13 protein-coding genes are annotated in these 21,885 nt (G+C 50.2%); 12 read left to right on the top strand and 1 reads right to left on the bottom strand.

What is annotated here, in order from left to right:
• Window positions 1–85: 85 nt before the first annotated feature.
• Window positions 86–1,573, bottom strand: a complete 1,488-nt coding sequence (locus ACN4EK_RS24515; RefSeq protein WP_431660905.1) for an arylsulfatase — start codon at window positions 1,571–1,573, stop codon at window positions 86–88.
• 196 nt (window positions 1,574–1,769) lie between these two features.
• Here ACN4EK_RS24515 and ACN4EK_RS24520 point away from each other — a divergent pair, with 196 nt between their 5' ends.
• The 12 genes from ACN4EK_RS24520 (at window position 1,770) to ACN4EK_RS24575 (ending at window position 21,800) form a co-directional block, all read left to right on the top strand.
• The gene (locus tag ACN4EK_RS24520) at window positions 1,770–2,741 is read left to right on the top strand and encodes an AraC family transcriptional regulator (RefSeq protein ID WP_431660906.1); all 972 of its coding nucleotides are present in this window, start codon (window positions 1,770–1,772) and stop codon (window positions 2,739–2,741) included.
• 158 nt (window positions 2,742–2,899) lie between these two features.
• A complete protein-coding gene (locus ACN4EK_RS24525) occupies window positions 2,900–3,685 on the top strand; it encodes a bestrophin-like domain (RefSeq protein WP_431660907.1) in 786 nt (261 codons plus the stop codon).
• A gap of 374 nt (window positions 3,686–4,059) precedes the next feature.
• Window positions 4,060–4,746 (top strand): hypothetical protein, encoded by a 687-nt coding sequence (locus tag ACN4EK_RS24530; RefSeq protein WP_431660908.1) that lies wholly within the window; start codon window positions 4,060–4,062, stop codon window positions 4,744–4,746.
• 42 nt (window positions 4,747–4,788) lie between these two features.
• The gene (locus tag ACN4EK_RS24535; RefSeq protein ID WP_431660909.1) at window positions 4,789–6,126 is read left to right on the top strand and encodes an outer membrane protein; all 1,338 of its coding nucleotides are present in this window, start codon (window positions 4,789–4,791) and stop codon (window positions 6,124–6,126) included.
• A 303-nt stretch (window positions 6,127–6,429) separates the two neighbouring features.
• Window positions 6,430–7,701, top strand: coding sequence for an SGNH/GDSL hydrolase family protein (locus ACN4EK_RS24540; RefSeq protein WP_431660910.1), 1,272 nt, complete (start codon window positions 6,430–6,432; stop codon window positions 7,699–7,701).
• A gap of 211 nt (window positions 7,702–7,912) precedes the next feature.
• Complete coding sequence (locus tag ACN4EK_RS24545) at window positions 7,913–8,320, top strand: hypothetical protein (protein WP_431660911.1); 408 nt, start codon at window positions 7,913–7,915, stop codon at window positions 8,318–8,320.
• Between the two features lie 102 nt (window positions 8,321–8,422).
• On the top strand, window positions 8,423–10,261 hold the full coding sequence (locus tag ACN4EK_RS24550; RefSeq protein ID WP_431660912.1) for an ABC transporter ATP-binding protein: 1,839 nt from the start codon (window positions 8,423–8,425) through the stop codon (window positions 10,259–10,261).
• A gap of 170 nt (window positions 10,262–10,431) precedes the next feature.
• Window positions 10,432–11,952, top strand: a complete 1,521-nt coding sequence (locus tag ACN4EK_RS24555; RefSeq protein ID WP_431660913.1) for a serine/threonine protein kinase — start codon at window positions 10,432–10,434, stop codon at window positions 11,950–11,952.
• A gap of 426 nt (window positions 11,953–12,378) precedes the next feature.
• Window positions 12,379–15,114, top strand: coding sequence for a two-partner secretion domain-containing protein (locus ACN4EK_RS24560; protein ID WP_431660914.1), 2,736 nt, complete (start codon window positions 12,379–12,381; stop codon window positions 15,112–15,114).
• Between the two features lie 142 nt (window positions 15,115–15,256).
• Window positions 15,257–17,746, top strand: a complete 2,490-nt coding sequence (locus ACN4EK_RS24565; protein WP_431660915.1) for a two-partner secretion domain-containing protein — start codon at window positions 15,257–15,259, stop codon at window positions 17,744–17,746.
• Window positions 17,747–18,048: 302 nt separating this feature from the next.
• Window positions 18,049–20,538, top strand: a complete 2,490-nt coding sequence (locus ACN4EK_RS24570) for a CHAT domain-containing protein (RefSeq protein WP_431660916.1) — start codon at window positions 18,049–18,051, stop codon at window positions 20,536–20,538.
• Window positions 20,539–20,813: 275 nt separating this feature from the next.
• Window positions 20,814–21,800, top strand: a complete 987-nt coding sequence (locus ACN4EK_RS24575; protein ID WP_431660917.1) for a DUF928 domain-containing protein — start codon at window positions 20,814–20,816, stop codon at window positions 21,798–21,800.
• The last annotated feature ends 85 nt before the right edge of the window (window positions 21,801–21,885 follow it).

The following is a 21,885-nucleotide window of genomic DNA, read 5'->3' on the forward strand; positions in this document are numbered from 1 at the left end:
AGATGTGTATAAGAGACAGGGGTAAGGGTGATTAATGTCTAGAGTTGAGATTCCTACTGTCTACTCCTACTCCCTATTGCCTTAATCAGTGGTTGCGGCTACTGGCGGCATCCTCTAACTGACGCATCACTGCATCCAGGTTGAAGGAGGCTGGCTTCTGGCGGGGAGGAAACTGCAAAAACGCCTCAATTTGTTGCGCCACCAGTCCCTGCATACCGTACATCAGATAGGCATGGGAAATCAGCCAGTCCCAATAGGTATTGGAATTCTCATCTGCCCGTTCAAACGGATCGCGGCGTAGATGGAACATCTTGGGTGCCCGCAATGGCACAAATGGCTCAAACCAACATTGCAGTTGCTTTGCCCGCTGCTCCATCAAGACCAGCTTCCAATCCCCATGTCGGATCGCGATCAGTTCACCATCGTCACTGAAGTAAAAAATGGCGTTGCGGGGGCTTTCCTTGACTTCACCTGTGAAATAGGGCAGCAGGTTAAAGCCGTCAATGTGGACTTTGTACGTGCGATCGCCGATCGTGTATCCGTTCAGTAGCTTTTCTTTGATATTCGGTTCCCCGGCGGCAGCTAAGAGGGTCGGTAGCCAATCCTGGTGGGAAACAATGCCGTTGATTACTGTCCCGGCGGGAAACTTCGCCGGCCAACGGACAAACGCTGGAACTCGCCAACCCCCTTCCCAGTTGGTGTTCTTTTCACTGCGGAAGGGGGTAATCCCGGCATCGGGCCAGGTGTTGTAGTGAACCCCATTATCAGTGGAGTACATGACGATCGTGTCTTCCGCCATGCCCAATTCATCTAGCTTGTCGAGCATTTTGCCAATCAGTTCATCATGCGCCACCATGACATCGTTGTAATCACCCTGACCGCTCTTACCTTTGTGTTTGTCAGGGCAGTGAGTCCGAAAGTGCATGGCGGTAGTGTTGTACCACATAAAGAACGGCTGATCGTCCCGATGGCACTGGTCAATGAAGCGGAGGGCGTGTTCAGTCACCTCTTCATCAATGGTTTCCATGCGTTTCTTGGTCAGCGGCCCCGTATCTTCTACCTTCTGTCCGCTCTTGCCATCTGCCCAACTGTGAATCACTCCACGCGGCCCAAACCGTTGTTTGAAGGCAGGATCTTTAGGGTAATCCGGGTCTTCCGGTTCTTCCTCGGCATTGAGGTGGTAAAGATTGCCAAAGAACTCATCAAAGCCATGCATGGTGGGTAGAAATTCGTCCCTGTCGCCCAGGTGATTCTTGCCAAACTGTCCGGTTGCATAGCCCAGAGGTTTGAGCAATTCCGCGATCGTCGGATCTTCCTTGCGTAAACCGAGATCGGCTCCTGGCATCCCTACCTTAGTTAAGCCTGTCCGGATGGGATTCTGTCCGGTAATAAAGGCGGCACGACCAGCCGTACAGCTTTGTTGCCCGTAGTAGTCAGTAAAAGCAACTCCTTCATTGGCGACGCGATCGATGTTGGGAGTGCGGTAGCCCATCTGCCCCCGGCTGTTATAGCTGATATTCCACCAACCAATATCATCACCCCAAAGAACCAAAATATTTGGTTTCTTGCCCATTGTCATAACTGCTTGTCTCCAGTGGAGTTGGAAGGAATTAATGAATTAGCCAATAAAAGCTGAGAATATTTAGCATTATCTAATACTGTTTTTGTCGTAGAATATTCAAAAATCGCTCTTCTGGCTTGAGTATCAGCGCTTTGTTCTTAACCCTTTAAACGGAATTCTGTAAACACCTCGTAATAGGAGCCGTATCATGTCTGGTAGTTCCGTCCTCCAGTACCGTTTTCGCAACTCCGAGGCACTGAGTCAGGCTTTGAATGCTCGACGGCAGACGACGATCCGGCAACTGAGCTTAAAAGCCTTGCAGTGTGATTTGCTGTTGGTTGAGAGTAAACAGATTAGCTTTTCCTTTACTCAAATATCGTCGCCATTACATGTGATTGGAGCCAAAGGCAAGGGCTGTCTTGAATTTAGCTTTATTTTGCAACCGGGTCAGCAGGACTTTTTTGCCCACGAACTCGCCATCCCCCAAACCACTCTATTTGGATTTGATCCTACACGGGAAGTGAATCTGATCGTGCCTGCCAATAGCCTCATCTGTGTCGCCCAAATTCCAGAGGAGGTGTTTCACCTCTGGGTCGAACTGATGCAACGCTGGGATTTGAATGCTCACTTTTTCAAAACTAACTTTGTCACAATTCCAGACATGATTGATGGTGTGCAAGGTTATCTAAAAAATTTATATGATATAGCACGCCATCATCCTGAGTATTTCAGTGTGGCTCACTCGCTCCCGGTTCTGGAAGATTTCATTCCCTTACTGATCGAGTCCATTCCCACTGCTGTTCCCCCGTTGGATTTATTGTTGCGATCGCCCCGGCGATTTGATCTGGTCAAGCAAGCTGAGGAGTATATGCGATCGCATCTGGAAGCCCCGATCACCTTGATGTCACTCTGTAAAGCGTTGCACATCAGTGAACGACCGCTGAACTACGGGTTTCAGGAAGTGTTTGGGACGAGTCCAATGGCCTATCTGAAAACCCTCCGGTTGCAGGCAGTCAGAACTCAACTGCAACGGGCCGATCCCGAGACAACCGCGATCGCAGAAATTGCCAACCGCTTTAGCTTCCAGAGTCTAGGTCACTTCAGTCGCGACTACAAAACCATGTTTGGCGAATTACCATCAGACACCTTGAAGCAAAGAGAGCGATCGCTGAGAGGATGATTGGAAAGCCTTTGTGCTATCGCGTTCAATCAAGATTAGTTCATTGCTTGCTCAGAGTTTTTTCATTGACATTAACTGTAATCAGTGGCTATTTTCTAGCCGTTTGTAATTGTTACTTTCCTCAAATGTACAATCATCAACACTTCATTTGAACAATTATGGAATTTATCGCTGTAGCACTCTTATCGACAACATTACTCTGTTTGGGTATGGCTGGAAGCATTGAAACTGGCTATAGGCTCGGTAAGCGCAGACTAAAAAAGTATCCCAACAGTAAAACTGAGGGATCGGGTGCCGTTGAGAGTTCTGTTTTTGGTATTTTAGGTTTAATTTTAGCATTCACTTTTACGGGAACATTATCCCGCTATGAGCATCGAGTCAAGCTGGTTTTACAAGAGGCAAACGCCATTGGCACTGCCTACCTCAGGCTTGACTTACTACCAAAGGATACTCAAGATAAGTTGCGTCCACTTTACCGAGAGTATGTTCAATCTCGCATCAATGTATTTGAGTATTATAGAGATCGGCAGCTATCTCATTCTTACTTCCGCCAAAGTCTAAACTTACAAGGTCAAATTTGGGAGATTGCCAATGCGGCTGTTCTGGTAGATAAAAACCCTGGAGTCATTACCCTGGTTCTAAGCTCCACCAATGACATGATTGATGTTGCTAATGAACGGCTGCAAGCAACCCGCACCCATCCCCCAATGATTGTTTACATTCTATTATTTACGCTTGCCCTGGCTTCAGCTTTTTTGGTTGGTCAAACTATGTCCGCCAATCAAAGAAGACCATTACTCTATATGGTCACATTTTGTGTAACCATATCTGCCATCACGTATGTCATTCTTGATTTAGAAAATCCTCGACTTGGGCTAATCCGAATTAACCTAGGCGATAAGGTACTGGTAGAAACTTTAGAAAATATAGAAAATGCGAATTAAACAGGGTGCGTTCTCCTAATTTTTGCTCATGAACGCACAATCAACCGAAAGCCTAAATGGCAGGTAGAGGTATCGATCGATTCATGCTATGCGAGGAGGGCGATCGAGGATGCGCATCCGAGGTTTTTGATGCCGGAATATTCAAAAATTGCTTTTTTAAGCATCGAGATAACTGCGCCGCCTTAAGATGTTATGCAAAATCGCATCTTGCTTGAACTCACTCTATTGAAGTTTTGTCAATGTCCAGGCAATTGATCAAAACATGATCTTGATACCGAATTAGGCTATTACGCATTGAATAAACTCGTATTAGAAGGAAGGAAAGCAGCAGTTATAGTTGTCCGTTGATGTTTCCAACGATCTGGGAAGTGTTTATGGCGCAAGAACGATTGAAAATTTATGCTCGTTTGAGAGCGCCAAAAGCGGCTGCGATCGCGGGGATTATCTTTGCCGTTTTGATCTTCACCTCGATCGTGCTACTGCTGATTTCTTTGCCTGAGCATCCCAGAGAAAGCATGGGGTGGCTGGCTACCAATCAAAACAATCTACTTTTGGTATCCAGTTTGGTTCCCTTCGCCGGGATTGCCTTTCTCTGGTTTATGGGGGTGGTGCGGGATCATCTAGGAGATCAAGAAGACCAGTTCTTTGCCACTGTCTTTTTTGGCAGTGGGTTGCTCTTCCTGGCGATTTTATTTATTGCTACGGCATTAACAGGGACAATCATTATTTTGGCTGGCAACCAGCCTAACCTGATCATTGCATCAAGCATTTACGACCTCGCCTGGACGCTTTCACGCAACCTGATGTATACCTATGCCACTAAAATGGCGGGGGTCTTCATGATTTCTACCAGTAGTCTATTTATTCGCACCCGAGTCATTCCCCGGTGGATGTCGCTTTTGGGGTATCTCCTGGCAGCCATCATGATTTTTAGAATCAGGCAAATCGATCGCGTGGGTTGGGTGTTCTTGGGCTTTCCCCTCTGGATTTTGTTGGTTAGTGTCTACATTCTCATCACTCAATATCGAAAGCAGCCTGAAGTGACACCAATTGAACAATAACGAGAATGTTTGAAACTATATGAGTGTGAGGTTGATTTTAAGATGAAGATTCAAGTTGTACAAAAATGTTTGCGATCGCGCCGTCATCAGTTATCGCAACCCAACATATTGCAACTCAGTCTCTTGAGTACATTCCTGTTGAACTTGGTAATGGTGCTGTGTAGCACAACGGTCAAAGCCGCAGAACCAGATTTCAAAAACTCAACCCCAGAAGCTCCAGCAGAATCAACCCTAGCTGTTCCACTCAACTCGCCTACATCCCTAGCAGATGATGCCTTGCCTGTGGTGACTGAAGTTCCTGGTGCGATCGTAAATCTCAATCCTCCAAGTCAACCACTTTTGACTCAACCACTTCTGAGCATTGAAGCAGACCCTTCTTCCATCCCTGTGATTGAAGATACTTCAACAACCCAACCCATCAGCAAAACAGCGAGTGATTTGTCCGGAGCAAATGCACCTCAAACCAGCGCTCAAGCACCCCTTGCCCAAACAGAAACCACGATCCCGGCTGACAGTTCATCAGAGGTCAAACCAGTTAACAATCCCCTGATGCCACCACCGGGTTGGCGCTTTGATTTTGAGCCTTATCTGTTTCTTCCCCTCGATGTGAAAGGTGATATTTTCTTTGGCAAAGGCAGAAGGCTGCTGTTTCCCAATCGTCCAGGGGTCATTTTAGGTGATGCGGGAATTAATTTAGATGTAGATGCTAGACTCTCTGATATCACAGCCAGAATCACCAATATCTTTGGCATATCGGGGCGGTTTCAAGCCTGGAACGGCAACTTTGGCATCGTTGCAGAAGGATTGTATGTCAATTCCGGGTTTCGCGGCAGTAGCGATGGCAGAACCTTTACCCTCAGAGATCGATTTGACATCTCCATTCCGGGGTTCCAGATCGATACAAGAAATACGCTATCTTCCTTCTCTCTGGGAGCCAGTTATCGATTCTTAACTCTCCCTCTCAGAACCATTACCGATCCTGCCAACCCCAGCAACTACTATCCAGCCATTTCCTTGGAAGCCCTGGCAGGTTTTCGCTACCTGTCCGTTTTCCAAAGTGTGGAATTGGCTCGCGGACCCGACTTTGAATTCAGTGGTAGTGAAGTTAACCCCATGTTGGGTGGAACTGCCAGATTAATGCTGAGTGATCAGTTTGCCCTCTTCTTTAGAGGCGACATCTCCAATCTGGGAGGCGGCAATCTCAAGCAATACTATAATCTGTATGCCGGAGTGGACTGGAAGTTTTCGAGTAGTTTTGCCCTCCGCCTTGCGTATCGGTTCAACCGAATTGAGTTTGTCAAACAAGGTCGCTTTGACGGGGAGAATGGCTTAGATCTCCGGACTCAAGGTGTGCAACTGGGATTATCCTGGCAGTTTTGATTGAGCTAATTGTCCCAATCAGGCAGGATGTCAGTATGCAAAAGCCATTAAGTTCCGTTGCAGATTGATTAGATAGCTATTTTAAAATGTCAAAATATGTTCAAAGAAGGAAAAATAAACCCCTTGGAACAGTAGGGTTTTTGATGACGTTGCTCAGAACATGATTCTGAGGCAAGTTAGTTGTACTCTTAGCTCGATACATTTGCATCGAAATCTCACCTTTGTCCTGTCCTGATCCGGGTGCTCGCGCTCAATCAGTTCTGTCGTCGTGAGGTATTACCTGTGAGGCACTTTTCTAGGGGAATGAGTTCCCCTCTCTCTACGCTTGTCCCATCTTCCCGACATGATTCGTTCTCGTTTCAATGGCAACAGTCATCAGCCTTTGGTTGCCATCACGCTTCTCATTTCCCAGTTGATCAGTGGTCATTGCTCAAGTCAGCTTCCTTCCTCTTGGGTAAAGGTCCAACGATCGATCCAGGCAACACTTTAACCGATCGTTCCTTTAGTCAGTTGATTGTGTTTGGGGATAGCCTGTCCGATATTGGCAATTTGTCCAGCGTCGCCGCTAACTTTGACATTATTTTTCCACCACTACCCTTCGCTCAAACTGGCTCCATTGGCAAGGCTGGGCGAATGACGAATGGAGATCTGACGCAACCAGAAGTTCCAGGGAACCTCTGGGTCGAATATTTTGCTCCCCGTGTGGGTTTACAAGATCAAGTGAAGAATTTAGCTGTGATTGGCTCCACCTCGGGACATGCGAATGTGGTTCCAGCGACGGCCGCCGATCTGGGCATTACGTTGCCTGAAGAGTTACAACTACCAGGAGTGCTGGATCAAATTGCGGGTTATGTGGCAGATCTCAACACCGCCAATCAACCGGCCGATCCAGACGCACTTTATGTAGTATGGGGTGGCGCTACAGATTTTCTCACCCTGTTTCCGACTCCCTCACTATCCTCAGTTGTCAATGCAATAGTGGCTGGAGTGGCGAATGTTGCTAAGGCCGTCACAACTCTAGTCGGAACCGGCGCAGAAACTATCGTCGTTCCCAATCTGCCTAATCTAGGGTTAACTCCCTTTGCGGCTGGTTATAATGCTGCCGGAGCCAATGTTGTTTCTGAGGCAACACTGTTTAGCATTGGGTTTGATTTACTGTTGCAACCGACTTTAACGGTTCTAGAGAGGAAACTTAAGCAAGTGAATCCAGAAGTGGATATTATCCAGATAGACACCTTCTCACTCAGTGAAGCCATCGCTGATGGGAAGTTTGGATTTGAGCATACGATCGACCCTCTATTCAGCCATCTATCTGATCCAAACCTCAATCCCAATGGCTTCGCGTTTTCTGACCCGTTCCATCCCACTACGAGAGTCCATCAGGTATTTGCAGACCTATTCCAAGCCGCTCTATCTCGTCCTGTTGCCAGTCGTGTACTGCAATCGAGTATAGAAGCTATCAATGATCTGATTCCTAGTCGTGAGGGGGCATCATTCATTAGCAGTCTCTTTGGAATGGCACCAGAACATCATCATTTCAAGCACTCGGTCTATCCCAACCGGATGGCGGCATGAGCCATGCGTGGGTAGCACCAATCCGCTTCAGCCAGACACTGGCAATAGAAGTTTTGCATCCATCCTCTGCAATAAGGCAGGATATTAACGTCTTGAAAATCGGGTGACCTTTCCTACTCTCTGCTGAACTCAGGTATCGGGACGATCGTTTCTGATCAATCAGATTAGAGTTGATACGATACACTGGGATAGCTTGCTAGAGGATATGGTCATGGCACGAGGGAATGGGAGCAAAACGGAACCAGTGGCAGAACAGCCCTTGGAAGAGGTTTCGACCGTAGCGGAGTTAGAGGAAACCGCCGCGATCGCAGACGTAGCAGACACATCGGAGCCTGTAGCGGATAGCCAGGATATTGATGATAGTTTAAACGCGTTAAAGACTTTACTGAGTACCGTAGAAAAATTGCAAAAGGTGCGGCAGGAAGTCGGAGACATTAAACCCCTATTGCTGCGGATGTTGGATGGTGAAGTGATCACGGGCGAAGAACTGGAACAACTCAAAACCGGAGTAGGAGGGTTGTTTAAGTTAGTTAGGGCTTACACAGATCACCAAACCGCCTTAGCTAAAGCTCAACCCGCCAGAGAGCTATTAGATCAAGTGCTGAAAGTGCGGAGTTAATCGGTTTAGTGGTGCTCGATCGCTGGCGGATGGGTCGCTTGCCAGATTGAAATTAACCTTGCCCTGTAGCGGTTTACCGACGCTGATCGCTATGGTAGAGCTATGAAGCATCGGAAGTGGTTTAATCTGCGGCAACGCTGGCAAACAATACGGCAATCCTTATCACTTTACCGCTATTGCGGACATGCCATTCATTTAGTTTGGACAACCAATCGGCTGCTCACGATCGCCCTTGCCTCCTTCACCCTGATAGCGGGTGTGCTACCTGCCGCGATCGCCTATGTTGGTAAGCTGATCGTCGATGCGGTCGTGGTCGCGGCGCAATCGGGGGAGCCTGGCAGTCCGACGATCGCGCTGACGTATCTGGGCATCGAAGCGGTACTGGTGGCACTGCTGGCGGGATGTCGGCAGGGGTTTACCCTCTGTCAATCGTTGCTGCGGATGTTGTTAGGGCAAAAGGTCAATTTGCTGATTCTGGAAAAAGCCTTGACCCTGGAAATGCAGCATTTTGAAGACCCAGAATTTTATGACAAGATGACCCGAGCGCGGCGAGAAGCCTCCAGTCGTCCACTCAGCCTGGTATCTCGCACCTTCGGGCTGGTACAGGATACGGTGTCTCTCGTCGCCTATGCCGGGTTATTGCTGAAATTTTCGTTTTTAGCCGTCGTAATTTTGATGCTGACCGCCATTCCCGCATTTGTGGCGGAAACCCGGTTTACCGGGGAAGCGTTTCGCTTATTTCAGTGGCGTACTCCCGAATCACGGGAACAGAATTATTTGGAATGGCTGATGTCCAACGATACTGCCGCTATGGAAGTGAAACTGTATCAGTTGGGGGCAATGTTGCTCAGACGGTATCAGGCAATTTTCGATCGCCTCTATCGGGAAGACCGCAATTTAACCATTCGGCGTGGCATCTGGAGCTATGGGCTGGGGTTAATCAGTACCGCCGCCTTCTACAGCGTTTATATCTGGATTATTTTAGAGGCGATCGTTCGGCGGATTTCCCTCGGTGACTTGACCATGTATCTCACGGTATTTCGTCAGGGACAATCCAGTTTCTCGAATATCCTGAGTGGAATTGGGGGCATGTATGAGGATAGCCTTTATTTATCTAACCTGTATGATTTTCTCGACCAGGAAATTCCTTTATCCAGAGGTGCAGTCAGACAAGGGATTCATCCTGGTGATGGTCTACGGTTTGAACAGGTGACGTTTCGCTATCCCGGCAACGATCGTCCTGCCTTACAGCACGTCTCGTTCCATCTGAAACCGGGAGAAAAACTGGCGATCGTCGGTGAAAATGGTTCTGGTAAAACCACGTTAATTAAACTGTTAACGCGGCTCTATGCTCCCGACTCAGGACGCATCTTGTTAGATGGAGTAGATTTGCAAGATTGGGATCTTCAGGTCTTGCATCGCCGGATTGGCGTGATTTTTCAGAACTTCGTGCGCTACCAGTTTACAATCGGCGAAAACATTGGGGCAGGCGACGTTGAAGCGATCTTGGATGATCACCGTTGGGCGATCGCGGCAGAAAAAGGCACCGCCCATGATTTTATTGCCACGCTACCGGAAACCTATTACACCCGGTTAGGTCGCTGGTTTAAAGGGGGACGAGAACTCTCTGGTGGTCAGTGGCAGAAGATTGCCCTTGCCCGCGCCTTTATGCGAACCCAGGCAGATATTCTGGTGCTGGATGAACCGACCTCAGCGATGGATGCGGCGGCTGAAGCCCAAATTTTTCATCACTTTCGCCGCATGACTCAAAACCAAATGGCAATTTTGATTTCCCATCGGTTTTCAACGGTACGGATGGCGGATCAGATTATGGTGCTGGTGCATGGGGAGATCGTTGAGCAGGGCAGCCATGAGCAACTCCTGCAAGCTGATGGACTGTATGCCGAGCTATTTGCGTTGCAAGCGGCTGGCTACCATTGAATGACCCTTGAGCCGCGATCGTGGGCAGGCAGAGATTATCATGCTTAGTTAGAATAGCTAGGTTTCACCTGAAACCATTGGATCTAGAATGGGGCATTTTACGTCATAGTCATGATGCCGTGGATATAAGGTGAACCGTGATTCAGCTCGTCGTCTGCCTCTAACATCTTATGGGAACCCTGGTTGGTCGATACTTTCAGAATCAGCGCTACGTCCTCGATCGCGAATTGGGACGAGGCGGATTTGGCATCACCTATAAAGCGACCTTGTTGTCGCTAGGACAAACGGTGGTGGTCAAAACCTTGGATGAATCGCTCCGTCAAGATCCCAACTTTGCTCAGTCACAGCAACAGTTTCAGGCGGAAGCTAAACGACTGGCACTCTGTACCCATCCCAACATTGTGCGGGTGATTGACTTTTTTATTGAAGATCATCTCCCCTTCATTGTGATGGAATATGTGCCGGGGCAAACCCTGGATACGATCGCCGCTTCCGACCCTCCTATCCCTGAAGCGACTGCCCTGCATTACATCCGGCAGATTGCTGAAGCCCTGAAAGTTGTCCATCGCAATAATTTATTACATCGAGACGTTAAACCCCAGAATATTATTTTACGACAGGGAACTAATCAGGTCGTGCTGATTGATTTTGGCATCGCCCGCGAATTTTCTCCCGGTTTAACCCAAACCCACACCAGCCTGGTTTCTCCCGGTTATGCACCGATCGAGCAATACCTGCCCCAGGAACGCCGTTCTCCGGCGACAGATGTTTATGGTTTAGCCTCAACGCTCTACACCTTACTGACGGCGCAAGTCCCGATCGCATCCATCCTCCGCGATCGCCAACCCTTACCCAGTCCCCGCGATTTACGTCCTGAGTTGACGGCGGCGGTTAACCAGGCAGTCTTATACGGCATGGCAGTGGAACCCCGCGATCGTCCGGCGAGTGTAGATGATTGGCTGCGTCTGTTGCCGGATGCCTCTGCGGCTCAACCATCCCTGGGCAAAGCTACCAGCCAGGTTGCGACGATCGCCGTCAGTCCAGGGTATCGCTCCTCTCGCCCAGCCGATCCGGTCAGAGAGCCAGGAGCAGTCGCTGACTCTAGCCCTTTTAACTGGCGACCCTTACTGGCGATCGGGCTGGCTGGCATAGCTGTGTTTGTGGCGATCGCGGCCATTCTCTCGCGCTCCACCCCACCCACCACTCAACCTACTACGGTACCCACAGAACCATCCCCAGACACATCGGTAACTAGCCCAGTGCCGACCTTCTCTCCCAATCCGGCTCCTGTCCGGGTCAGCCCATCACCGGAACCGTCTCCCTCTGCCCCAGCCGAGCGATCGCCAGACAGTACCGAATCCCCATCCCCATCCCCAACTGCCACCCCAGATCCGGACGGTCAGGAGGTTGTTCCACCAGCCAGCAACCCAGCCAGCAACGAGACACCCGCTCCCACGGAGCCAGCCCCGACCCTCAATCCTGAGCCCCTGCCACCGGAACCGTCTCCCCCCGCGCCTGAGTCACCGCCTGCCCCACCGGATGCGGCTGAACCCCAATCGGTGAAAGAATTGGAGAAACAAGCCATTGAGCAACAGCGAGAGGTAGAAAAACGCCAAAGAGCACAACAGCGGGAGGCGGCAAAACGTCGGAGAGAACAACGGCAGGACGCTGACGTGATCATTGCGGAATAATCAGCCAATTCCGATCGCTAGTACATTACAGCAGTCTTTAAATGCGTAGACCATAGTGAAGATGGGGAGTAGGGAGTAGGGAGTGGCGAATCTGTGGCTTAACCAGCACTCAGCACCCAGCACTGTCCACTGGAATACTTACTGAACTTACGCCGTTGACGACTAGCCAAGGGCTGAATCAGCAGTGGCGATTGACTTTTTTAGTCTGGTCACAATTTTTTCACATTTCATCTCTAGAATAGTGCTTAATACTACAAATACGCTGAACAACGATCGGGAAAGGGTGATCGGTTGACGGCTATCCCCTGGCTATCTTGGTTTACTTTTGTACCAAACCTAATAGTGTTGAATTGAGTGAATTCAGGTACCGAATAGATCCATCAGTCACCGATTCACGGTTTTACTTGCATCCTTGGAGTTTAGTCAATGCGATCGAGTCTTGGGTGGTGGCAATTTCGTCAGCCGATTATAGGTGGTATTCTTGTTGCCCTATGTTCTGGGCTGATTGGACAAACGGCGGCTATAGCGGAAGTTAGCTCTGATGGGACGCTTTCGACAACGGTTTCTCAATTTAATAACAATTTTTTTATTACCAATGGTAGCCGCTCCGGCAATAATTTATTCCATAGTTTTCGCCAATTTTCTGTGCCTATAGGTGGCTCCGCTGTTTTCAATAATGCTCCTGATGTACAAAACATTATCAGTCGAGTCACAGGTGGTAGTGTTTCTAATATCGATGGCTTTATTGGAGCCAATGGTCAAGCCAATTTATTTTTGATTAATCCTGCCGGGATTATTTTTGGACCTAATGCCTCGGTGTTTGTGGGCGGTAACTTTGTTGCCAGCACCGCGAATAATGTGATCTTTGCCGATGGCACTCGATTCAACACTACCGATACCACCTCCACCCCACTTTTAACTATTAGTGCCCCGATCGGCTTGCAATTGGGAGCTAATGCGGGGGCGATTCAAATGCAAGGTACGCCTGCCCCTAACTTTTTCTTGCGACCCCCTCAATTCTTTTTAGCCAAAAGCGTGGCGTTGATTGGCAGTGAACTAAACTTTAATAGCACTAGCCTATTTGTACCAGACGGGCGCTTGGATTTATGGGCAGTCCGCAATGCTGAAGTTAGCCTTGATTCTCAAGCTGGTTGGCAGTTGACCAGTCCAACGGCGACGGCTGACTGGGGCACGATTACCCTCCGCCAATCCTCCTATCTTGATACCAGTGGAGCGGCTGGAGGAGCAATCAATATTCGGGGACGGGGACTGACCCTTCAGGATGGTTCTGGCATTACTTCGGCTACAGCTGCCTTTGGTCGAGGTCAGGGTATTAACGTTAAAACGACTGAATTTGTTGATTTATTAGGTGTATCTGATCCAGACAACTACCCAACACCTGGGATTTATACCAGTGTCACAGGCAGCAATGCGACAGCGGGTGATATTGCGATCGAAACCGGGCGACTCCGGATCACCAATGCCGCCTGGTTACAATCGCTGATCAGTTTTGGGTTTGACCCTGTAACCTTTGAGCTGTTTCCAATTAATAATTCTAAAAGTGGTGATATCACGGTTCGAGCCGCCGATGTCGAGGTGATTGGCTATAGTCCGTTTACGAGTGCCTTTACCGGGATCCAGTCTCCCAGTGCCATTACCACCCTAGTCTCGGGAGGTTACAACAATGAAAGTGGCAAAATCACGATCGATGCCGATCGCGTCAGGTTACTACAAGGCGGACGGATTAGCACTGATTTAGTCGGGAGTCTCGGGGTCTCTATTCCTGGAGTGATTTTTACCAGTGGCAAAGCGGGCGATATTGCCATCCGGGCAACCGAGCGCCTGGAGATCGAAGGGGTTATCCCGTCTGGGTTAACGGCGGCTGTGATTACGTCCATTCAACCCGGTACGCAAGGGCAGAGCGGTAACATTACGATCGACACGGGCAATCTGACCATCTCCAATGGCGGGGCGATCTCTAGTGCCCTGGCGGGGTATGGGGCAGCAGGCAACATCAACATTCGAGCCACCGAAACCTCGGTGAGTGATCCCCAGATCGACAGCATTAGTAACACAGTCAGTGGCATCACCGTTTCTGTTGCTGAAGGCGCGATCGGTGAGGGAGGTAACATTACCTTGCGTGGCGATCGGCTACGGGTGTTCAATGGCGGACAAATTACCTCATCCAGTTTAGGACAGGGGTCGGCGGGGAACGTGAATGTGCAGGTGAATCAAATTGAGGTTGAGGGTAGTCATAACCTGCCGAATGGTCGCCAACTGCACAGTAGTATTTCGGCATCCTCGAATAGTAGTTTTGCTGCCGGATCAGTCAATGTTACAACAGACACATTACGAGTTCGGAATGGTGCCGAATTGACTGTTAGTAATGCGGGTAGCGGGGATGCGGGCAACCTGAATATTACGGCTCGCAATATTTTCCTCGACAACCATGCCAGCTTACGAGCCGAGGTGAATGGCGGAAGTCAAGGAAATATTCGGCTGCAAGCCAGTGAGTTGCTGTTACTCCGGCATGGTAGCAACATTACCACCAATGCCCGGGGAGCCTCGACGGGGGGCAATATTGATATTCAAGCCGGATTTATCATCGCTTCCCTGAAGGAAAACAGTGATATTGCGGCGAATGCCATCCTGGGCAGTGGAGGCAACATTCAGATCACGACTCAGGGTATCTTTGGGCTCAAGTATCAGCCTCGCCTCACCCCAAACAGCGATATTACTGCCAGTTCCCAATTTGGTCTGAGTGGCTCGGTGCTGATCAATACGATCGATGTTGACCCCAGTTCTGGGTTAGTGCAACTCCCAACCAACCTGACCGATCCGTCCCAATCTATTGCTACCGGGTGTTCCGATGGGCAGAACAGCCGGTTTGTGGCAACGGGGCGAGGTGGTGTTCCCCAGAATCCGACCCAACAGGTAACGAGCGATCGCAGCTGGAATGACATGCGGGATTTGTCTACCTATCGTCATGCCGATCGTCCGGTTGCCCAGCCTCCTACACCACCAACCCTGCTGGTTGAAGCGACCAACTGGCAATATCATGCCGATGGGACGATCGAATTGGTTGCCCAGCAATCCCCGGCAACAATGCCGCACTTTATCAACTGTAGCGGTGTTGCCGCAACAGCCACGTTACAACCATGAATTTAGATCAAGTGACGCTCGATCAGTGGGCTGAATTTAATAGTTTGGGAAAACTAACTTGGTCACTAGCCATACTGTAACTGGATGCTGAGATTCGCAAGGAATCAATTCACGTCTTCAGCCCCCTATCGAGGATGCCTTGATGCTCAAAGCACATGCCCTGTGCCCAATTTGGTTAACCCTATGGATGGCATCGATCGGGATGTCTATGCCTGCTATTGCCCAGATCACTCCCGATGGTACACTCTCCACCACAGTCTCCCCCACCGGAAATGACTTTACGATTACAGCAGGCGATCGCGTTGGTAATAACCTCTTCCATAGTTTCAATCAGTTCTCAGTACCTACTGGTGGTTCTGCCTTCTTCAACAATGCCGTAGATGTGCAGAATATTATCAGTCGAGTCACAGGTGGTAGCCTTTCTAACATCGATGGCTTAATTCGCGCCAACGGTCGTGCCAACTTATTTTTGCTCAACCCCAGTGGGATTCTGTTTGGGCCGAATGCGCGATTAAATCTTGGGGGTTCCTTCATCGCCACAACCGCCACCAGTATCCGGTTTGCCGATGGCATAGAGTTTAGTGCTACCAATGCCACTACAGCACCTTTGTTGACCATAAGTGTGCCGATCGGGCTGCAAATGGGGAGCAATCCAGCGGCGATCGCAGTGCAAGGCACAGGTCATGCAGTTACCTCCGGTACTATCCTAGCCCCGTTCATTCGGAATCCTAGTGCTTCAGAACTGAGGGTGCAGCCTGGAAACACCCTGGCACTGGTCGGGGGGAACTTAACTCTGACTGGGGCCACCCTGAATGCCCCCGAGGGACGCATTGAATTGGGTAGTTTAAGCGCTCCTGGACAGGTGAGTTTGACCCCCATCTCCCAGGGGTATCAGTTAGGGTATGAGCCTGGTCAACGGTTTGGTGACATCCAACTGATGCAGAAATCCTTGCTAACAGTTGGAGCATTACCCAGTCTGGGCGCATTCAATGCCGGGTCGATGCAGTTACAGGGACGGCGGATGCAATTCAGTGATGGTTCAATGGTGCTGTCCAGCAATCTGGGTAGTCTACCCGGTGGTGAGATGCTCCTCCAGGCTTCAGAGGCGATCGTGGTGGTTGGTGCATCCCCTGATGCATCTATTACAACTGGTATTCGTTCCGAAGCGTTGAATACCGGCAAAGGTTCGGCGATTCGGTTGATCGCTCCCCGCTTCATCCTGGCTGAAGGCGCAGGGATTAACACCACTGCCTATAGATTTGCCTCCAGTGGCAATATTGCGATCGAAGCTGGATCTGTGGAAGTATCGGGTTCCTCGACCATCAACCCTACAGGGGTCACCTCTCTGACGACCAGTTCCCGCAGTGCTAAATCCGCAGGCAATCTTTCTATTACCAGTAACAGGCTCTTGGTTTCTGGGGGTGCGGCAATTTCTTCCGTGACCTTTGCGGCTGGCTCCACCGGACAAGTCAGGATTCGCAGTACCGACACGACGATCACTGGAGACAATTTTGCCGGACTCTATAGCAACATTAGTGCCATTACCTATGGTACGGGCAAAGCCCAGACCTTGACGCTGGATACAGCCCGCTTGCAAGTTCTAAATGGGGGCGCGATCGCAACAACATCGTGGGTGATTGGTGAGGCAGGCAATGTCAACGTCAATGCCACAGAATCAATTTTCATTAGTGGGCGCAGTCCAGGGAACAATAGCAGCATTAATTCCGCCGTTATTCGCCCAGAACCACTGCTTCAGCGAGCGTTTGATCTACCCAATGTTCTCTCAGCCAATGCGGGTACGGTGCAGATTACAACCCCTACCCTAACCCTGACAAATGGCGGCACCGTTAGTGTAACCAATCAAGGAACGGGGAATGGAGGCAAGGTTCAGATTGTTACCAATCGGCTGTTTCTCGATCGCCAAGGGAGTATTCAAGCTCAAACGGCCTCAGGCGAAAGTGGTGATCTGACGTTACAGGTGAGAGATCTGATGCTACTGCGCCACAATAGCCTCATCAGTGCCACATCGGGCGGCATTGGTAATGGCGGTAATATTACCATCACTTCCCCTGTAATCGTTGGTGTAGAAAACAGTGACATTATTGCGAATGCCTTTCAAGGTCGGGGGGGCAATATTCAAATTACAACCCAGTCATTGTTAGGGCTACAGTTTCGCCCTCAACTCACCCCAGACAATGACATCACAGCAAGTTCCCAATTTGGCGTGAGTGGGACAGTGCAAGTCAACACGCTTAATGTTGACCCCAGTTCAGGTTTAGTAGTATTGCCAGAAACTGTCGTTGATCCTGCCCAGCAAATTGTGGCGGATTGCTCTGGGAAACCAGGCAGTCGGTTTGTGGCAACAGGACGGGGTGGTGTCCCCCAGAATCCCACTCAACAGGTAACCAGCGATCGCACCTGGGGGGATCTGCGGGATTTATCGGTCTATCGTCACTCCGATCGTCCAGTTGCCCAGGCTCCCATCCCTGCCCCAATGATTGTTGAAGTCACAGGCTGGCAGCGTGATGCCGATGGCACGATCGCATTAGTTGCCCAGCCATCCCCAGCCACCATGCCTCACTTCATCAACTGTAGTGGTCAACTGGAACCAACTGCCGCCATACCGCCCTGATCTGAGTCAATTTAGCGACTGACGACTCAGTGAATATCAAGCTAATTTTTGGTTTCTTTAAAAACCCCGGCTGATTGAACTATTTTTCTCCAATGTCACAATATTTTCACATTTGATGGTTTAGGCTAGTTCACAACCTAACTTAGGTTCAAGTTCGCTGGTTCATGCTGATGCCGTTGTCCGCCCCAATGACGGGCTTTAGCCATCTGCCTCATCCCACCCCCTTGCTTGCTATGTCCCTTCTCTCTTTCCCACGGTTCCCCTGGCATCTGCTACTGCTAAGTTTCTGCCTGACAAGCGGGATGCTACCCACTGTCGCCTGGTCGCAAGTGCCACTTCACTCATCCACTCTGGTCAACCAGACCCAGGTTGCCTCCAGCCCAGCGATGCCCCTGGAACAAGGTCGGGAGCTATATCGATCGGGTCGATTTACCGAAGCGGCTGGGGTTTGGCAATCCGCTGCCCAACACTACCAGGCTCAGGGCGATCGCCTCAATCAAGCCCTGAGCTTAAGTTATCTTTCCCTGACATATCAGGAACTCAACCAATGGGATGCGGCGCAACAAGCGATTCAGCAGAGCCTGACGCTACTCAAGACTGCCAGCCCCCCTGCCGATGCGATTCTGTGGGCACAGGTATTGAATACGCAAGCCAGCTTACAACTGCATCTGGGACAAGCGGCAGCCGCCCTCGAACAATGGCAGCAGGCGCAAAAGTTTTACCAACAGGCTGGGGATACCCTCGGCAGTGTGGGAAGTCAGATTAATCAAGCGCAGGCGTTACAAAGTCTGGGCTTTTATCGTCGAGCGAAACAGCTATTGGAAAACTTGAACCAGACGTTAACCGCTCTCCCCGATTCAGATGTGAAAGTTAGCGGGTTACGATCGCTGGGTTTAGCCCTTCAAACCATTGGCGACCCCGACAAAAGCCAGCAAGTATTTACCCAGGGCTGGGCGATCGCTCAAAAACTGGATGCCAAACCCCAGTTTAGTTCCCTGCTGCTGGGGCTAGGTAAAACATCGGCGGATCTCAGCCAACCCGATGCTGCCCTAGCTTATTTTGAGCAAGCAGAACAGGTGGCGACAAATCCCGGTGAACACCTCCAGGCTCAGTTAGCGCAGTTCAACCTATTTTTGACCTACAACAAACCCGAACTGGTAACTGCCTTAGCCCCGCAACTGCTGCAACAGTTCCGGCAATTGCCGCCTAGCCGTACAACGCTTTACCAGGCGATCAATTTTACGGCTGCCATTAATCGGCTCAACCAGCCCGCCCAACTCGTACCGTTAACAGACTTATCGGCATTAATGGCTGCCACGGTGCAATCTGCCCAACAGATTCAGGATGCCTCCGCCGAAGCCTATGCTTTATATCAATGGGGGCAACTGTATCAACGGACTCAACAAGGGACAGAAGCCCGACAACTGATGCAGCGATCGCTAAACATTGCCCGTCAGCGACAAGCCGCCGATATTACCGCCCAGGCCGCGTGGCGTTTTGGACAGTTGCAGGCACAGGCAGGCAACCGAACCGAGGCGATCGCCGCTTATCTAGAAGCTATCCAGGCCCTCCAAGCCCTACGGACTGATCTGGTAGCCGTCAATACCGATGTGCAGTTCTCCTTTCGAGAGAGTGTAGAGCCGGTGTATCGGGAATTAGTGGCACTACTCTTAGATGGTCAGCCCAGTCAAGCCACCTTAGTGCAAGCGCGGGAATTAATTGAATCTCTGCAAATTGCTGAACTGGATAACTTCTTTCGGGAAGCCTGCTTAGATAAAGCCCAACAGATTGATCAAGTTGATCCGACCGCTACCGTTGTTTACCCGATCATTCTGCCCGATCGGCTGGCGGTGATTCTGTCCACAGCGGGACAACCGTTACGCTACTATGCCACACCTAAATCTCACGCGGAAATTGACCAGACGTTAAGTGATCTGTTAGTTGCCCTCAACCCCGTTTCCGACTCAAAAGTGCGCGATCGCCTATCCCGACAGGTGTATGACTGGTTAATTCGTCCTGCCGAAGCTGATCAAGCCTTGCAACACACCAAAACTCTGGTCTTTGTACTGGATGGTCGCCTACGCAATATTCCGATGGCAGCGTTGTATGACGGTCAGCACTATTTAATTGAAAAGTATGCGATTGCCCTCTCGCCGGGGTTGCAACTGATGGCGGCTCGACCGTTACAACAAACTGGCATTAGCGCGATCGTCGGTGGCATTAGTCAATCCCATGTTGGGTTTAGTGCGTTACCGGCTGTGGAAACGGAGGTGCAGGAGATTACTCAAACCATTCCGGCGACTAAATTGCTGAATCAGGAGTTTACTAGCGCCGCCCTGGCCGATCGTGTGAAAAACCACTCGGCAAATATTGTGCATCTGGCAACCCACGGGCAGTTTAGTTCCCGGATGGAAGATACGTTCTTGTTGACCTGGGATGGCAAAGTCAGTGTCAAGGAACTATCAGAACTCTTACAAAATCGGGGTAGTGCTGAAGGAATTGAATTATTGGTACTGAGTGCCTGTGATACCGCAACGGGAGATGATCGTGCTGTGTTGGGATTAGCGGGGTTAGCGGTGAAATCGGGTGCCCGCTCGACGATCGCGGCGCTGTGGCCCGTTAAAGATCAAGCCGCCGCCCTGTTAATGACTCGCTTCTATAACCAATTGCAAGCCAAAGGAACCACCAAAGCAGAGGCACTGCGGCAAGCCCAACTCCATCTGATCCAGAATACCGATTTTCGCGATCCGTTCTTCTGGTCCACCTTTGTGTTAGTGGGTAACTGGCTGTGATGACATTTCCTGTAACGCTTACTGTCAAGACTTCATGAGGATTTATGCAACAGGCGATCGCTTTACCATCACTCAGTCCATTCCAGGTTATCAGTGTGTTCCCTCAGGCGACAGATCCAATTCCAATTCTCAAATTAATCAATGCTATTAATGGGAGAATTTGTAATTAGATCTTGTTGCCCCACTATGGATAACGGGCATCCTGAACCCAGGATTTGTCGCGCTATCACGATTTCACTCCACATTGTTTAGTTGTACATACCAGGTGCGATATCATGAAACGTCGATATTTAGCCAGTACGCTGAGTAGTTTCGTACTCATAACTGGGAGTGCTTGTACCAGTGCCTATGCTGTGACATTTACACCACCGCCTAACAATAGTGCGCCCAGTCAAGCAACAGGCGGGGCATCTCGGGGCAGTTATTTTACTCCAACTGCCAGTAATGGTGCGCCGAGTCAAGCTACCGGGGGAGCCTCCCGAGGGGGTTACTTTACCCCAGCCGCCGGGAATGGTGCGCCGAGCCAAGCTACGGGGGGAGCCTCCCGGGGCAATCTATTTACCCCAGCCGCCGGGAATGGTGCGCCCCAACAAGCGATGGGAGGAGCATCGCGGGGCAATCTATTCACCCCAGCCGTCGGCAACGGTGCACCCCAACAGGCTGCTGGCGGTGCATCCCGCGTTGGTACCTACTACATCAATCCATCCATGGTTGGTGCTACGGGACCCGCTGCGTTGATTGCGCTGTTACCCCAAACCTTCTATGGCACAACCGTGTCTGAACGTCCCACCTTTTTGGTGTATATTCCTGCCTCCAACGCCACAGAAGCCGTGTTCAGCCTCAAGGATGACGCTGGCAATCTGCAATACCAAATGACCGTTCCGATCGCGGATAAGGTTGGTATCATGCCGATCTCACTTCCGAGTGATGCTCCAGCGTTAGCCGTTGGCAAAAACTACCAATGGTTAATGGCAATCAAACTCGACGGGCAACTCGGCCCCAGCACTCCCTATGTGGATGGTTGGGTTCAGCGTATTCAACCGAGTGCTGAACTCAGCGCCAGTCTGCACCAGGAAGATGCTTTAAAACGAGCCGAGGCATTAGGTAAAAATGGTGTCTGGTATGACTGTGCGGCGACCTTAGCAGCTGTCTATGCCAGCCAACCCACCAATGACACCCTGACCAAGCAATGGGCTGAACTGATGTCCTCTGTAGGCTTACAGGAGATTAGCACTGCACCGATCGTCGCAACAGCTAATTAATCCGAATTAACCCTATCCAGGTTGTGAGAAATACTTGCCCCAATCATTTCTCACAACCGCTTTCACCTGATTATCCCTACCCTGA

Source organism: Pantanalinema rosaneae CENA516 (genome assembly GCF_050753385.1).
GTDB lineage: Bacteria > Cyanobacteriota > Cyanobacteriia > Leptolyngbyales > Leptolyngbyaceae > Pantanalinema > Pantanalinema rosaneae.

Coding starts and splice junctions, on each gene's coding strand:
- ACN4EK_RS24575 (WP_431660917.1), top strand. CDS start 20,814: ATGAAACGTCGATATTTAGCCAGTACGCTGAGTAGTTTCGTACTCATA.
- ACN4EK_RS24520 (WP_431660906.1), top strand. CDS start 1,770: ATGTCTGGTAGTTCCGTCCTCCAGTACCGTTTTCGCAACTCCGAGGCA.
- ACN4EK_RS24570 (WP_431660916.1), top strand. CDS start 18,049: ATGCTACCCACTGTCGCCTGGTCGCAAGTGCCACTTCACTCATCCACT.
- ACN4EK_RS24535 (WP_431660909.1), top strand. CDS start 4,789: ATGAAGATTCAAGTTGTACAAAAATGTTTGCGATCGCGCCGTCATCAG.
- ACN4EK_RS24565 (WP_431660915.1), top strand. CDS start 15,257: ATGCTCAAAGCACATGCCCTGTGCCCAATTTGGTTAACCCTATGGATG.
- ACN4EK_RS24560 (WP_431660914.1), top strand. CDS start 12,379: ATGCGATCGAGTCTTGGGTGGTGGCAATTTCGTCAGCCGATTATAGGT.
- ACN4EK_RS24530 (WP_431660908.1), top strand. CDS start 4,060: ATGGCGCAAGAACGATTGAAAATTTATGCTCGTTTGAGAGCGCCAAAA.
- ACN4EK_RS24550 (WP_431660912.1), top strand. CDS start 8,423: ATGAAGCATCGGAAGTGGTTTAATCTGCGGCAACGCTGGCAAACAATA.
- ACN4EK_RS24545 (WP_431660911.1), top strand. CDS start 7,913: ATGGCACGAGGGAATGGGAGCAAAACGGAACCAGTGGCAGAACAGCCC.
- ACN4EK_RS24525 (WP_431660907.1), top strand. CDS start 2,900: ATGGAATTTATCGCTGTAGCACTCTTATCGACAACATTACTCTGTTTG.
- ACN4EK_RS24515 (WP_431660905.1), bottom strand. CDS start 1,573: ATGGGCAAGAAACCAAATATTTTGGTTCTTTGGGGTGATGATATTGGT.
- ACN4EK_RS24555 (WP_431660913.1), top strand. CDS start 10,432: ATGGGAACCCTGGTTGGTCGATACTTTCAGAATCAGCGCTACGTCCTC.
- ACN4EK_RS24540 (WP_431660910.1), top strand. CDS start 6,430: ATGAGTTCCCCTCTCTCTACGCTTGTCCCATCTTCCCGACATGATTCG.